Origin of the sequence: Pseudomonas sp. TH34, assembly GCF_016650865.1 — a bacterium.
Classification (GTDB): Bacteria; Pseudomonadota; Gammaproteobacteria; order Pseudomonadales; family Pseudomonadaceae; genus Aquipseudomonas; species Aquipseudomonas yamanorum.
The window spans coordinates 248,438-263,807 of record NZ_JAEKFB010000018.1 but is presented as its reverse complement, the minus strand read 5'-3'; the positions used below and the strand labels follow the sequence as shown (position 1 = coordinate 263,807).

The following is a 15,370-nucleotide window of genomic DNA, read 5'->3' as shown; positions in this document are numbered from 1 at the left end:
ACCCCAAGTGGCGGCTGCAAGCCCCCTGTCCCTCTCGCAACCCGTCCGTGGAGCTGCTTTGGTGGTAACTGAAATTGCTTCCCGCGATCGCCTGCAACCGTCCCTGCTGGACCGGTTGACCGACGATGACCCGACCAATCCCAAGGAAAGCGCCGACAAACGCGTGCTGTCCCTGAGCCAATTGAAAGCCTCGGTGCTGCGTGACCTGACGTGGCTGCTCAACACCACTTCACTGCTCAACGCCGATGCCACGCTGCACACACCGGCCGGTACTTCGGTGGTCAATTACGGGCTGCCTGCCCTGGCAGGCAACAGTGTCTCCAGTGTCGACGTCAGTGCCCTGGAGGCCTTGATTCGACAAGCTATCGCCACCTTCGAACCGCGTATCCTGCGTCATACCTTGCGGGTCAAGGCACGCGTGGGCCATGGCGAGATGAACCATAACGCCCTGAGTTTCGAGATCGAAGGCGACCTGTGGGCGCAGCCGGTGCCGTTGCGCCTGTTGCTGCAAACCGACCTGGACCTGGAATCCGGCCATGTGCGTGTGGTCAACGCCGACCAGCGGAGACGCCCATGAACCCGCGCCTGCTGGAGCTGTACAACCAGGAACTGCACCACGTGCGCGAAAGCGCCGCCGAGTTCGCCAAGGAATACCCGAAGATCGCCAGTCGGCTGACCCTGTCCGGCATGGACTGCGCCGACCCGTACGTCGAGCGTTTGCTCGAAGGCTTTGCGTATCTCACGGCCAGGGTCCAGCTCAAGCTCGACGCCGAGTACCCGACCTTCACCAACAACCTGCTGGAGATCGCCTACCCGCACTACCTGGCGCCGACCCCGTCGATGACCGTGGTGCAGTTGCAGGCCGATCCCGATGAAGGCTCCCTGACCAGTGGTTTTCCACTGCCCCGCGACACCGTCCTGCGCGCCGCGCTGGGTCGCGAAACCCAGACCTGCTGCGAGTACCGCACCGCGCACCCGGTGACGCTGTGGCCGTTGCAGGTCGCCCAGGCCGAGTACTTCGGCAACCCGTCCGCGGTGCTCGGGCGGTTGGCCGCCAGCGAACCCAAGGCCAAGGCCGGCCTGCGCCTGACCTTGCGTACCGGCGCCGAACTGCCGTTCAACAGCCTCGCCCTGGATAACTTGCCGCTGTACCTCAGCGGTGCCGACGAACAACCGTTCCGCCTCTACGAACAACTGCTGGGCAATGCCTGCGCGGTGTTCGCGCGCAAGCCCGGCGGTGATTGGGTGGAACGCCTGCCGCCGGATGCCTTGCGCTCCCGGGGTTTCGACGACGCCGATGCGGCAATGCCGGTGGTGCCTCGGGCATTCCAGGGCTATCGCTTGCTTCAGGAATACTTCGCCCTGCCCCACCGTTTTCTGTTCGTTGAATTCGCTGAGCTGAGCCGCGCAGTCAAGCGCTGTGACGGCCAGGAGCTGGAACTGATCGTGCTGTTCGACCGCCACGATCCGAGCCTGGAAGGCAGCGTCGGCAAGGCGCAATTCGTGCCGTTCTGCACCCCGGCAATCAACCTGTTTCCCAAGCGCGTGGACCGAATCCACTTGTCCGAGCGGGTCAACGAACACCATGTGATCGCCGACCGCACGCGGCCGATGGATTTCGAGATTCACTCCTTGAGCGGCATCACGGGCCACGGCACGGGACCGGAGCAGCCGTTCTTGCCGTTCTACGCAGTACGCGATCCGTCGCGCTATGGCCGTGACCAGGCTTACTACACGGTGCGCCGCGAACCTCGCGTGTTATCCAGCGACCAGCGCCGCAACGGGCCGCGCTCCACCTATGTAGGCAGCGAAACCTTCGTCAGCCTGGTGGACACCCAGCAAGCGCCGTACCGCCATGACCTGCGCCAACTGGGCGTTACCGCACTGTGCACCAACCGCGATTTGCCGTTGTTCATGAGCGTGGGCAACGGCAAGACCGACTTCACCCTGGCCGACAGTGCGCCGGTCTTGGCCGTGCGTTGCGTCGCCGGGCCAAGTCGCCCGCGCGCCAGCCATGCCCATGACGCCAAGGCCTGGCGCCTGATCAGCCAGTTGTCGTTGAACTACCTGTCGCTGAGCGAGCAAGGCCAGGGCGCCGCCGCCCTGCGCGAATTGCTGCGCCTGTATGGCGACAGCAACGACGCCGCCCTGCAATTGCAGATCGAAGGCCTGCGGGAAGTCAGCAGCAAAGCGGTGACCCGCCGCCTGCCGATGCCCGGCCCGATCGTGTTTGGCCGGGGCCTTGAGATCACTCTGGAATTTGATGAAAACGCGTTCCGCGGCACCGGCGTGTTCCTGCTCGGTGCGGTGTTTGAACGGTTCCTGGCACGCTATGTGTCGATCAACAGTTTTACCGAGACGGTGATCCGTACCACCGAACGCGGCGAGATCATGCGATGGAAAGCCAAGCCCGGACGCCGTCCGACCCTGTGAGTACCCTGGATGCGATGCATCAGGAGCCCTGGGAATATGACTTCTTCCAGGCGCTGCGTCGTATCGAGTGCGAATCGCCGGAGCTGCCACGCCTGGGGCATTCCCTGCGCCTGGCGGATGATCCGCTGCGTCTCGGTCAGCAGGCCGATTGTACCTTTGCGCCGGCCACACTGGCCTCGGTCGAACCTGGGGCTGAAGGCCAGCCGGCACGGCTGGAGCAGTTCTTCTTCGGCCTCGGCGGCCCCAACGGCCCGCTGCCGCTGCACATCACCGAGTACGTGCGTGAGCGCCAGCGCAACAACGCCGACAGCACCAGCAAGCGCTTCCTGGATGTGTTCCACCACCGCCTGCTGACCCTGTTTTATCGGGCCTGGGCCGAGGCGCGGCCTACCGTCAGCCATGACCGCCCGGACGATGACTACTGGTCGGCGCGCCTCGCGGCACTGAGCGGTCGCGGTACACCGAGCCTGCTCAACCAGGGCCTGATCCCCGACACGGCGAAGCTGCATTACAGCGGCCACCTGTCGGCGCAAACCCGCTACCCGGATGGCTTGAAAGCGATTCTTGGCGAGTACTTCGGCCTGCCGGTGGAGATCGAAGAATACGTCGGCCAATGGCTGGAACTGCCCGAGCGCAGCCGCGTGAGTGTCAGCGCCAACCAGCTGGGCGTGGACTTTTGCCTGGGCAGCCACGTGTGGGACCGCCAGCACAAATTCCGTATCCGCCTCGGCCCGCTGAAGCTCGATGACTACATGGGCATGCTGCCCGGCAGCCAGCCTTTCAACGAGCTGGTGGCGTGGGTCGCCGAGTACCTGGGCCACGAACTGGACTGGGACCTGAACCTGATTCTGCAACAACCGGAAGTGCCGGCCCTGCAACTCAACGGCCAGTTCCGCCTGGGCTTCAACACCTGGCTCGGCCAACCCGAGCATGACGCCAACGACCTAATCCTGGCCCGGCATTACGCCGAACACGCCAACACCTCAAGGAATCCAGAGCATGGGTGAAATCAGTCGCGCCGCACTGTTCGGCAAACTCAACAGCGTGGCCTACAAGGCCATCGAAGCCGCCACCGTGTTCTGCAAGCTGCGGGGCAACCCGTATGTGGAACTGGCCCACTGGTTTCACCAGTTGCTGCAACTGCAGGACTCGGACCTGCACCGCATCATCCGGCAGTTCAACGTCGAGCCCGCGCGCTTGGCCCGTGACCTGACTGAAGCCCTGGACCGCCTGCCCCGTGGCTCGACGTCGATCACCGACCTGTCATCCCATGTGGAGGAAGCGGTCGAGCGTGGCTGGGTCTATGGCAGCCTGATGTTCGGCGAAAGCCAGGTGCGCACCGGTTACCTGGTGCTGGGGATTCTCAAGACGCCAAGCCTGCGCCATGCGCTGTTGGGGTTGTCCGGTGAATTCGACAAGATCAAGGCCGAAGCCCTGAGCGAACGCTTTGACGAATACGTCGGCGACTCGCCCGAAAATGCACTGAGTGCCAGCGACGGTTTCAACGCCGGGGCCGTACCCGGCGAGGCCAGCGGCGCCATGGCCCCGAGCGCGATGGGCAAGCAGGAAGCCCTCAAGCGCTTCACCGTCGACCTGACCGAACAGGCCCGCAGCGGCAAGCTCGACCCGATCGTCGGGCGTGACGAAGAGATCCGCCAACTGGTGGACATCCTCATGCGTCGCCGCCAGAACAACCCGATCCTTACCGGTGAAGCCGGCGTCGGCAAGACCGCCGTGGTCGAAGGTTTCGCCCTGCGCATCGTCGCCGGCGACGTGCCGCCAGCGCTGAAAGATGTGGAACTGCGCAGCCTCGATGTCGGCCTGCTGCAAGCCGGCGCCAGCATGAAAGGCGAGTTCGAACAGCGCCTGCGCCAGGTCATCGAAGACGTCCAGGCCTCGCCGAAACCGATCATCCTGTTTATCGACGAAGCCCACACCCTGGTAGGTGCCGGTGGCGCCGCCGGGACCGGTGACGCGGCCAACCTGCTTAAACCCGCACTCGCCCGTGGCACCTTGCGTACCGTGGCCGCCACCACCTGGGCCGAGTACAAGAAGCACATCGAAAAGGACCCGGCCCTGACCCGCCGTTTCCAGGTGGTGCAAGTGGCCGAGCCGTCGGAAGACAAGGCGTTGCTGATGATGCGCGGCGTGGCCTCGACCATGGAAAAGCACCATCAGGTGCAGATCCTGGATGAAGCCTTGGAAGCGTCGGTGAAGCTGTCCCACCGCTACATTCCGGCGCGTCAATTGCCGGACAAATCCGTGAGCCTGCTGGACACCGCCTGCGCCCGCGTCGCCATCAGCCTGCACGCCGTGCCGGCGGAAGTCGACGACAGCCGCCGTCGAATCGAGGCGCTGGAAACCGAGCTGCAAATCATCGCTCGCGAGCATGCGATCGGCATCGCCATCGGTGCGCGCCAGACCAACAGCGAAGCGCTGCTGAGCGCCGAACGCGAGCGCCTGGCCACCCTGGAAACCCGTTGGGCCGAAGAGAAAACCCTGGTGGATGAGTTGCTCGCCACCCGTGCAACCCTGCGCGAAAAAGCCGGTGTGGTGGACAGTGATGCGGGTAACCACGAGAGCGACGAACTGCGTGCAAAACTGGTCGACCTGCAACAGCGCCTCTCCACACTGCAAGGCGAAACCCCGCTGATCCTGCCGACCGTGGATTACCAAGCGGTGGCCTCGGTGGTCGCCGACTGGACCGGCATCCCCGTGGGCCGCATGGCCCGCAACGAACTGGAAACGGTGCTCAACCTCGACCAGCACCTGAAGAAACGCATCATCGGCCAGGACCACGCCTTGCAGATGATCGCCAAGCGCATCCAGACCTCCCGCGCCGGCCTCGACAACCCGAGCAAACCGATTGGCGTGTTCATGCTTGCCGGCACCTCCGGCGTGGGCAAGACCGAAACCGCCCTGGCCCTGGCCGAGGCCATGTACGGCGGTGAGCAGAACGTCATTACCATCAACATGAGCGAGTTCCAGGAAGCCCACACCGTGTCCACCCTCAAGGGCGCGCCACCGGGCTACATCGGCTACGGCGAAGGCGGCGTACTGACCGAAGCCGTGCGGCGCAAACCCTACAGCGTGGTGCTGCTGGACGAGGTGGAAAAAGCCCACCCGGACGTGCATGAAATCTTCTTCCAGGTGTTCGACAAAGGCGTGATGGAAGACGGCGAAGGCCGGGTGATCGACTTCAAGAACACCTTGATCCTGCTGACCACCAACGCCGGCACCGAGCTGATTTCCCAGGTCTGCAAAGACCCGGCGAACATCCCCGAGCCCGAGGAAATCGCCAAGGCCCTGCGCCAGCCGTTGCTGGAGATTTTCCCGCCGGCGCTGCTCGGCCGCCTGGTGACCATTCCGTACTACCCGCTGAGCGACGAGATGCTCAAGGCGATCACCCGCCTGCAACTCAACCGCATCAAAAAGCGCGTGGAGAACACCCACAAAGTCGCCTTCGATTACGAAGACGAAGTCGTCGACCTCATCGTGTCCCGCTGCACCGAAACCGAAAGCGGTGGGCGGATGATCGACACCATCCTCACCAACAGCCTGCTGCCGGACATGAGCCGCGAGTTCCTCACCCGCATGCTCGAAGGCAAGGCGCTGGCGGGCGTGCGGATCAGCACGCGGGATAACGAATTGCACTACGACTTCAACGATTGACCTGACGGAATGCGATCAAAACTGTGGGAGCGGGCTTGCTCGCGAAGACGGCGTATCAGTTGATGCATCCGGTGACTGATTCACCGCGTTCGCGAGCAAGCCCGCTCCCACAGTTGGAGCCGGTTCCTACAGTTATTACGCAATTTACGGGTTAACCGATGTTATTCAACCAATCGTCACGCCTGGCCAAGATCACCAGCCCCCTGGGGCCGGATGTGCTGCTGCTCAATGAAATGGGCGGCGGTGAAGAGTTGGGTCGGCTGTTCAATTTTGAACTGCAGCTGACCTCGCTGGACGCCAACATCGACCTCAACCAGTTGCTGGGCAAGCCCATGAGCCTGAACCTGCAACTGGCGGACGGTGGCGAGCGGCACTTCCACGGCATCGTCGCCCGCTGCAGCCAGAACATCGACCAAGGCCAGTTCGCCAGTTACCAGGTGACCCTGCGCCCATGGTTGTGGCTGCTGAGCCGCACCTCCGACTGCCGGATTTTCCAGAACCTGAGCATCCCGCAGATCATCAAGCAGGTGTTCCGCGACCTGGGCTTTTCCGACTTCGAAGACGCTCTGAGCCGGCCGTACCGCGAGTGGGAATACTGCGTGCAGTACCGCGAGACCAGCTTCGATTTCGTCAGTCGCCTGATGGAACAGGAAGGCATCTACTACTTCTTCCGCCACGAACAGGACCGCCACGTGCTGGTGCTGGCCGATGCCTACGGTGCCCACGCCAACGTGCCCGGCTACGCCTCGGTGCCTTACTACCCCAAGGACGAGCAGCAGCGCGAACGCGACCATATGCACAACTGGCACCTGGCACAGGAAGTACAGCCCGGCTCCCTTGAGCTTAACGACTACGACTTCCAGCGCCCCAGCGCCAGCATCGACGTGCGCTCGGCCATGCCGCGCCCGCACACCGCCGGCGACTACCCGCTGTACGACTACCCCGGCACCTACGTCAAAAGCGAAGACGGCGAACACTACGCCCGCACCCGCATCGAAGCCCTGCAAACCCTGCATGAACAAGTGGAGTTCAGCGGCAACGCACGGGGCCTGGGTTCTGGCCACCTGTTCAGCCTCACCGGCTTCAGCCGCCGCGACCAGAACCGCGAATACCTGATCGTCGGTGCCCGCTACTACATCTCCCAGGAAAGCCTCGAAAGCGGCGGTGGCGCGCCTTCGGCCCAGTTCGAAAGCACCCTCACCTGCATCGACGCGCAACAGAGTTTCCGCCCACTGGCCAACACCTACCGGCCCATCGTCAAAGGTCCGCAGACGGCGCTGGTGGTGGGGCCCAAGGGCGAAGAAATCTGGACCGACCAATATGGCCGGGTCAAGGTGCATTTCTATTGGGACCGCCACGACCAGTCCAACGAAAACAGCTCGTGCTGGATTCGCGTATCGCAGTCCTGGGCCGGGAAAAACTGGGGCTCAATGCAGATTCCACGGATTGGCCAGGAAGTGATCGTGAGCTTCCTGGAAGGCGATCCGGACCGGCCGATCATCACCGGCCGGGTGTACAACGCCGAGCAGACCGTGCCTTACGACTTGCCGGAAAACGCCACCCAAAGCGGGATGAAAAGCCGCTCCAGCAAAGGCGGCACGCCAGCCAACTTCAATGAAATCCGCATGGAGGACAAGAAGGGGTTGGAGCAGTTGTACATCCATGCCGAGCGTAATCAGGACATCGTGGTGGAGGTGGATGAAAGTCATTCGGTGGGGCATGACCGGAACAAGAGTATTGGGCATAACGAGACGGTGACGATTGGTAATAACCGAACGCGCATCGTCAAGCAGGAGGATGTCCTCTTGGTGGGCCAGCGCAAAACCGACAGTATCAGCCAGAGCTACGTCATCGAAGTGGGTGAGAACCTGCGCCTGGTGTGCGGAGAAAGTATCCTGGAGCTGAATGCCAGCGGACAAATCAACCTGACCGGCGTGAATATCAGCTTCTATGCCAGCGGCGATGCCGAGTTCAACACCAAGGGCGTACTGCACCTGAACAATGGCCACGGCCCCGGCGCAACGCCCGATGGCCAGGGAATCAAAGGCAGCATCGACGCCAATATCAAAGCCGTGTTCCCCGCGCCCAAAACCTCCTGACGAGATGTGTTTGCCATGACGTACCGAATCAACGAACTCCAGTTTCAACTGCCTGCAGGCGAGCTGCAGGACGCGTCGATCAATATCCTCAAGTTCCCCGAGTTGGGCACTTCGTTGATCATTAGTCGCAGCTTGCTAAACGAAGGCGAAACCTTACACAGCAACTTCGACGACCAGCTCAAGCGCTTGGAAAAACAAGTGCAGGACTTACGCTGCCAACCGAGCGTTACCGTATGTTTGGGGGCCGCCCAAGAGGTGGAAGGTGTCGAACTGCGCAGCCAGTTCAACAAGGGTAATGACAAGGTGTTCCAATACCAATTGGCCTTGGTCTTGCCGGGAACGCGCAAGATGATAGCGTTGAGTTATGTGAAAGCGGACATGCTCGGTGATGCCGAGGCGGCGCACTGGGCAACCATTAAAAACTCGCTATCGTTTGACGCCATTTCCTGATGAGTTACCTGCATGTCTGACGCGCTATGGGCGGCCCGCATGGGCGATGCGCTTTCCCACACCTCGATGATGGCGGACATCCTAGGCGGTGTGCTGGAAATAGCGGCCAATATCGCGATCACTGCCGTGGCGACCGCCGCGGTGGTTGCCGCTACCGGCATTACCGTCGCCACCGGCGGGCTCGGCTGCTTTCTGCTGGGCGCGGTAGTGGGCACGATTGTCGGCCTCGCCATGAGCAAGAGCGGGGCGGACAAAGGCTTAACGAATTTATGCGACAGCTTCAGCAATGCTCTGTTTCCGCCCACGGTGCAGGCGAACATTCTCACGGGTTCCACCAACACTCTCACCAATAATATCCCCGCTGCCCGCGCCGCCGGGGCGATCAGCTCCCATGTCACACCAGCCGGCACCGAGCTGGAAGAAACCAAACCGGAACCCGAACCGGAAGCCAGTTATCTGGACATGGCCGCAGGCTTCTTTTCGCAGATGTGGCGGCCCACCGTCGCGACGCCGGCGCCGGGCGCCGTGCCCAAGCCGCTGGATTTGGTGGTGTGCATGAAGCATCCGCCGATGCCGCCGCAGTTTCTTGCCGAGGGTTCGGAAAAAGTTACGGTCAACGGTCAGCCAGCTGTGCGCAGCGGTGACCGCAGTACCTGTGATGCAACGGTGGTGTCGTCCGGGCTAATCTCATCCAACGTGACCATTGGCGGCGGCTCAGTGGTCGTGCGTGAAATTCGCAGCGGCAAGACGCCGGGCGTTGGACTGGCAGTGACAGCACTGTTGATGCTCAAGGGCGGCAAGGGCAAGTTCTTTAGCAAGCTGCCTTGCATGCTGATCGGTGGGGCGACTTCGATGGCCGTCAGCAGTGCGATGGGCGCGCTGGCCAACGCGGCAATGGGCTCGTCTAATCCAGTACATGCTGCAACGGGCGCGAAAGTGCTGGGCGGTAGCGATGATTTGGATTTTGTACTGCCCGGCATTTTGCCAATTGACTGGCAGCGCTTCTACAACAGCCGTGATGAGCGTCCAGACAGCCTGTTCGGCAGGGGATGGCGCGTGCCCTACGAAGTCTGTGTCGAGATCCTGCCCCACCTCGAAGGCGGCGAAACGTTGGTGTATACCGACGAACAGGGCCGGCCTATCGACATGGGCTCGATTCCCTTGGGCGGCGCGGTGTTCAGCGCAGGTGAAGGGCTTGCCGTACGGCGGCATCTCAACGGGCAGTTGTTGATCGAGAGCGATGACGGCCTATATCGCCTTTTCGAACCTGCACCCGCCAATGCCTCGTTGCTACGTCTGAGCCAACTCGGCGACCGCAATGACAACCGTATCCACGTTGACTACGACGAAGCCGGTCGTTTGGTCCGACTGCGCGATACGTTCGATTTGGTACAAGTCGAACTGGTCCGCCATCAGCGAAACTTGACGAGAATCGAACGCCTCTACCCCGATCAACGCCGTGAAGTGCTGGTCAGCTATGACTACGACGTGGCTGGCAATCTGGCTGAAGTCCGCGACGCCACTGGGCAGATACAGCGACGTTTCGGGTACGACAGCGGTCGGCGAATGGTGGAGCATGAACTGTCCACCGGGCTGCGTTGCTTTTATGAATGGGCTTTGGTTGAAGGTTTGGAATGGCGCGTAGTCCGGCACTGGACCGATGAAGGTGACGCCTACCAGTTTGACTATGACTTGAAGACCGGTACTACACGCATCACCGACGGTTTGCAGCGTGTCAGCACACGGCATTGGAACGCGCAGCACCAGATCATCCGATACAGCGACAACCTCGACCAAACCTGGCTGTTCGAGTGGAACGACGAACGCCAGTTGCTCAGCGCCACTGACCCGCAGGGTGGCCGCTATGAATACAGCTACGATGAGGTCGGTAACCTGATCGGCGAAACCGACCCGCTGGGCCGCAGCGATTCAACGTTGTGGCTGGAGCATTGGGCGTTGCCGCTGGTGGAGACCGACGCCGCCGACAACAACTGGCAGTATCGCTACGACCCACGCGGCAACTGCATCGCCGAAACTGATCCATTGGGCTACGTCACTCGCTACCGCTATGACGACCACGGCCAGGTCGTGGAAATTACCGACGCCACCGGTAAAAGCAAAAAGCTGCTTTGGAGCCCATTCGGGCAACTGGTCGAGCATATAGATTGCTCGGGTTACCCAACTCGTTTCAGCTACGACGAGCGGGGCTATTTGCAGGTCATCACCGACGCCCTTGGTGAACGAACTCAATTCAGCTACGACGCCCGGGGAGGCTTGCTCGAAACCCGCCTGCCAGATGGGCGAACTCAACAGTACCAACGCAACGCCAGCGGCCAAATGGTGGGTTACACCGACCCGGCCGGGCATACCACGCTCTACCAGCACAACCGCCGCGGCCAGATTCGCCAACGTACCGACACTCATGGTCGGCAGGTGCAATTCGGATATGACAGCTACGGGCGACTGCAGGCGCTGATCAACGAGAACGGCGAGCGTTATCACTTCGCGTGGGATGCAGGCGACCGCTTGGTTGAACAGCAGGACCTCGACGGCAGTGCCAAACGCTACGACTACGACACGCTGGATAACATCACGGCGATGACGGCCATTCCAGCGCCTTATGGCAGTGGCCTGGCATTAGTCCCCGAGGCACCGCCGCCCCCTATCGTCCATCAAATGGAGCGCGATGCGGTCGGCCGATTGGTGGCCAAAACCACAGACGATGGTCGCACCGAGTACAGCTACGATGCCGTGGACCAACTCACGGCCGTCACCTTCACCGACCTGCAAGGCAACACCCAGGCATTAGGTTTCGCCTACGATCCGCTCGGCCAGTTGCTCGCAGAACAGAGCTCGGCGGGCAACCTGCAACACCACTACGACGAACTCGGCAACCTGATCCAGACCCAACTACCAGACGGTCGCTGGCTCAATCGCCTGTATTACGGCAGCGGCCATCTGCACCAAGTCAACCTGGACGGCCAGGCCATCAGCGACTTCGAGCGAGACCGCTTGCACCGCGAAGTGCTGCGTACCCAAGGCCAACTTAGTACCCGCAGCGAATACGACCGCAGCGGCCGCCTACGCTCACGCCAACGCCGCCTTACAGGTCAGCCATCGTTAATGCCAGCGGCGGCGCAAAAGCGGTTCGAGTACGACCCCGCCGATAACCTGATCGGCAAACTTGAGCAGCAACCCGCCGCGCAACACAGTCAGTTGCTGCACTACGACGCCACCGGCCGCATCATCGCCAGCCAGGACAGCCTGTACGGCCAGCGCGAAACCTTCGCCTACGACGCCGCAGCCAACCTGCTGGATGGCCCGCAGCCGGGTGCCGGGCTCGTGGTGCATAACAAGCTGCTGACCTATCAGGACAAGCGTTACCGCTACGACGCCTTTGGTCGGATGATCGAAAAACGTAGCGCCAAGCGAGGGGTTCAGCGCTTCGCCTATGACGCAGAAAGCCGATTGGTTGAAGTGCTCAATGAAAACGGCAGCGTGGTCAGGATGACCTATGACCCCCTGGGCCGTCGCATTGAAAAGACCGAGCATGGCAGCGATGGGTACCCACTAGGCGAAACCCACTTCACGTGGGACGGCCTGCGCCTGTTGCAGGAGCACAAGCACAGCCAGACCAGCCTTTATGTTTACGAAGATAACGGCTACGAACCGCTCGCCCGCATCGACGGCATGGGACCGCTGCAAAAGATTCGCTACTACCACAATGACCTGAATGGCCTGCCGGAACAGCTGACCGAGGCCGATGGGCACAACGTTTGGCAGGCGACTTATCGGGTATGGGGCAATACGTTGGAAGAGGTACGCGAGCCTTATTACATTGAGGAGCAGAACCTAAGGTTTCAGGGGCAATACCTGGATAGGGAGACCGGACTGCATTTCAATACGTTCAGGTTTTATGATCCGGATGTGGGACGGTTTACTACGCCGGACCCGATTGGCCTTCAAGGTGGGCTCAATCTCTATGCCTACGCAGACAACCCACTCACCTGGCTGGATCCGATGGGGTGGGCACCGACCCCACTGAACAAGCCCGGATTCTATGTTTACGGGCTTTACGAACCCGGAGCAGAAAAACCCTACTACATTGGCCATACCGAACAACTGCCCGCGACGCGTGAAGGGCAGCACGCAAGGTCAACAAGACTCGGAAATGCTAGATTGGAAGTGCTTGAAGGACATGACGGAAAGATGACCTACAGCCAAGCCAAAGGTTACGAACAAGCTTATAGGGAAAAATACAAAACCAAGGGTAAATTCCCGAACAACGTGATCGAACCTATTAACAAAAACCGTACGGACAAACGCGGAAAAAGCCACTACAAACACTATCGGGCCGCCGCCAAAGCGCTGGGAATCAAGCCCAGCAAAATCAAATCATGCTCATGACGGAGAGCGCCCTATGAAGATCCTGAAGTCACCCAAACCGGGCGATCTTTTCTACATTCCTGCCGTCGATGCTTCAGAGACGCCGGGATTCGTGATTGCCCGTTATATTGAGTTGATCCCACCTGCGCTAGGCCATCTGGTCGAGGTGTTCGCCCGGTTTTATACTCATATACCCAGCTCTATCGCTGAAGTAGACACTTCACATCGTCTCTTCAGACCTATTTTCTGCAGCATGCGCTTTTCCGATATCCCGCGCTGGAAGATTCTCTTTAGCGATCCAGATTATAAAAAAACTTCTTCCAACTATGAGTCCATCCAATTTGCCTTCGGCTCCAAAATCTGGATTGGTGCCCACATTCAAGCTGCAACACCTGAGCAACTCTCCGGCGTCGAACCCTCTATCTGCTGGCGCATGGATCATATTATCTACCGCGTTATAGCTCATTTGCGCCATGCACTGAACGAGAACGACTGTATGGGGCACTTTGAGTTACCCGAGGACTTGCGCGTTGGTAACGACGTTGCACTTGAACGTGTAAATAAAGCAGCGCATAGCATGCAAGAACTGTTCGACGACAAATAAAAATGGGCACCCGACCCAGTCGGCGTGCCCATTTTTTATCCCGCGCTCACACTCGCATGTGCGTAGCGCAGGCTTCTTTACTTACGGATTGACGCTGTCTTTAAGCGACTTGCCTGGCTTGAACGCAACGGTGTTGCTCGCCTTGATTTTCACCGGCTCGCCGGTTTGCGGGTTTTTGCCGGTGCGGGCGCCGCGGTGGCGCTGCAGGAAGGTGCCGAAGCCCACCAGGGTGACGCTGTCCTTGCGATGCAGCGCGCCGGTGATTTCTTCGAGTACGGCGTTGAGTACGCGGTTGGCCTGTTCTTTGGTCAGGTCTGCTTTTTCAGCAATAGCGGCTGCGAGTTCTGGTTTACGCATAAGTGAAGCCTCTTTGACGGTTTTTTGTTGTTATGTCCGTGCTGCTCTCTTTCGGAGCAGCGCCCAAGGCGCCGCAGGCTCTACTCTGCGGCAGACGGGAGTGAGGATGGCATGCCATCGGGGCCTGCGCCAGTCTCACGGCGACCTTTCTACGGTCAAAATGATGCTTATTCCGACAGAACGACCAGCATTTACGCCAGCAGCGGCGGAAGTTCTTTGTTAAGGGCCAGTTTCTCCATCACGGCTGTGCCGGTCAGGGCGTAACCCAGCAGGCGGCCGCTGGCGTCGCGGCACAGGGCCTTGATGTCGCCGCCCTGCCCTTCGACGCTCCACACGCCTTCGGTACCCCGTGGCGGGGGCGAGACGACCAGTGGGCAGATCGGGGTCTTTACCGTGACCGGCATCGGGCCGTAGCTGACGGCCGTCGTGTTGCCCGCCAGGGTCTGGGCCAGGGCGCGGGCGCAGCTCATCAGCGGCATCACGTACAGCAGGTTCAGGCCATCGACCTCGGCGCAGTCGCCCAGGGCGTAGATGTTGGCGTGGGAGGTCTTGAGGTGGCGGTCCACCATAATCCCGCGGTTGGTCTGCAAGCCGGCAGCGGCGGCCAGATCGACACGCGGGCGCAGGCCGATGGCAGACACCACCAGGTCACACTGGATCACTTCGCCATCAGACAGGTGGGCTTCCAGGCCGTCAGCGGTGCGTTGCAGGCGATTGAGCACCGGGCCCAGGTGGAAACGCGCCCCCAGGCCTTCAAGGCCGGCCTGCACCGCCGCAGCCGCCGCCGGGTGCAGCAGCGTCGGCATGACTTGCTCGCACGGCGCCACCAGGTCGATCTCGTAGCCGCCGAGGATCAGGTCGTTGGCGAACTCGCAGCCGATCAGCCCGGCGCCCAGCAGCAGCACCCGGCGCTTACCGGCCGCAGCGGCACGAAAGCGTGCGTAGTCTTCAAGGTCGTTGATCGGGAAAATCAGGTCGGCAGCGTCGCCCTGTACCGGCACCCGCACAGTTTCTGCGCCCCAGGCCAGGATCAGGTCGCGGTAGATCACCGCTTCCTCACCGATCCACAAGCGCTTGTGGCCCGGGTCGATGCCGCTGATGCGGGTGTGGGTGCGCACTTCGGCCTTCAGTTGCTCGGCCATGGCACCCGGTTCAGCCATGCTCAGGCCATCGGCTTCCTTGTTCTTGCCAAAGCCGGTGGAGAGCATGGGCTTGGAGTAGGAGCGCCCGTCATCTGCGGTGATCAGCAACAGCGGGGTTTCGCTATCGAGTTTGCGAAACTCCCGAGCCAGGTTGTAACCGGCCAAACCCGTGCCGACGATCACGACAGGTGCGTTCATTCCTTTCTCCTTGTAGTACGGTTCTTTAA

General features: G+C 61.1%; 10 protein-coding genes. 8 read left to right on the top strand and 2 right to left on the bottom strand.

Annotation, left to right across the window (positions count from 1 at the left end; translation table 11 throughout):
• Positions 1-61 precede the first annotated feature (61 nt).
• The 8 genes from tssE to JFU58_RS11875 all read left to right on the top strand — a co-directional run bounded on the left by tssE (position 62) and on the right by JFU58_RS11875 (position 13,644).
• Positions 62-577, top strand: coding sequence for a type VI secretion system baseplate subunit TssE (tssE, locus tag JFU58_RS11910; RefSeq protein WP_063034108.1), 516 nt, complete (start codon positions 62-64; stop codon positions 575-577).
• The gene (gene tssF / locus JFU58_RS11905) at positions 574-2,433 is read left to right on the top strand and encodes a type VI secretion system baseplate subunit TssF (RefSeq protein ID WP_093203629.1); all 1,860 of its coding nucleotides are present in this window, start codon (positions 574-576) and stop codon (positions 2,431-2,433) included. Before tssE ends, tssF begins: the two co-directional genes overlap by 4 nt.
• On the top strand, positions 2,397-3,440 hold the full coding sequence (tssG, locus tag JFU58_RS11900; RefSeq protein WP_026077865.1) for a type VI secretion system baseplate subunit TssG: 1,044 nt from the start codon (positions 2,397-2,399) through the stop codon (positions 3,438-3,440). The genes tssF and tssG overlap by 37 nt, the downstream gene beginning before the upstream one ends.
• Positions 3,433-6,105, top strand: coding sequence for a type VI secretion system ATPase TssH (gene tssH, locus JFU58_RS11895; RefSeq protein WP_201140749.1), 2,673 nt, complete (start codon positions 3,433-3,435; stop codon positions 6,103-6,105). Before tssG ends, tssH begins: the two co-directional genes overlap by 8 nt.
• Positions 6,106-6,263: 158 nt before the next feature.
• Positions 6,264-8,204 carry a type VI secretion system Vgr family protein gene (locus JFU58_RS11890; protein WP_063033825.1) on the top strand — a complete coding sequence of 647 codons (1,941 nt, stop codon included), beginning with the start codon at positions 6,264-6,266 and terminating at the stop codon, positions 8,202-8,204.
• A 15-nt stretch (positions 8,205-8,219) separates the two neighbouring features.
• Entirely contained in the window at positions 8,220-8,654 is a 435-nt protein-coding gene (locus JFU58_RS11885; RefSeq protein WP_063033824.1) for a DcrB-related protein, read from the top strand.
• A 12-nt stretch (positions 8,655-8,666) separates the two neighbouring features.
• The gene (locus JFU58_RS11880) at positions 8,667-13,061 is read left to right on the top strand and encodes an RHS repeat-associated core domain-containing protein (RefSeq protein ID WP_201140747.1); all 4,395 of its coding nucleotides are present in this window, start codon (positions 8,667-8,669) and stop codon (positions 13,059-13,061) included.
• Between the two features lie 13 nt (positions 13,062-13,074).
• Positions 13,075-13,644, top strand: coding sequence for a hypothetical protein (locus tag JFU58_RS11875; RefSeq protein ID WP_063033822.1), 570 nt, complete (start codon positions 13,075-13,077; stop codon positions 13,642-13,644).
• A gap of 81 nt (positions 13,645-13,725) precedes the next feature.
• Here the strand turns inward: JFU58_RS11875 and JFU58_RS11870 are convergent, their stop codons facing one another.
• Positions 13,726-14,001 (bottom strand): HU family DNA-binding protein, encoded by a 276-nt coding sequence (locus JFU58_RS11870; protein ID WP_003213368.1) that lies wholly within the window; start codon positions 13,999-14,001, stop codon positions 13,726-13,728.
• Positions 14,002-14,192: 191 nt separating this feature from the next.
• Positions 14,193-15,341 (bottom strand): NAD(P)/FAD-dependent oxidoreductase, encoded by a 1,149-nt coding sequence (locus JFU58_RS11865; RefSeq protein WP_201140745.1) that lies wholly within the window; start codon positions 15,339-15,341, stop codon positions 14,193-14,195.
• Between the last annotated feature and the right edge of the window lie 29 nt (positions 15,342-15,370).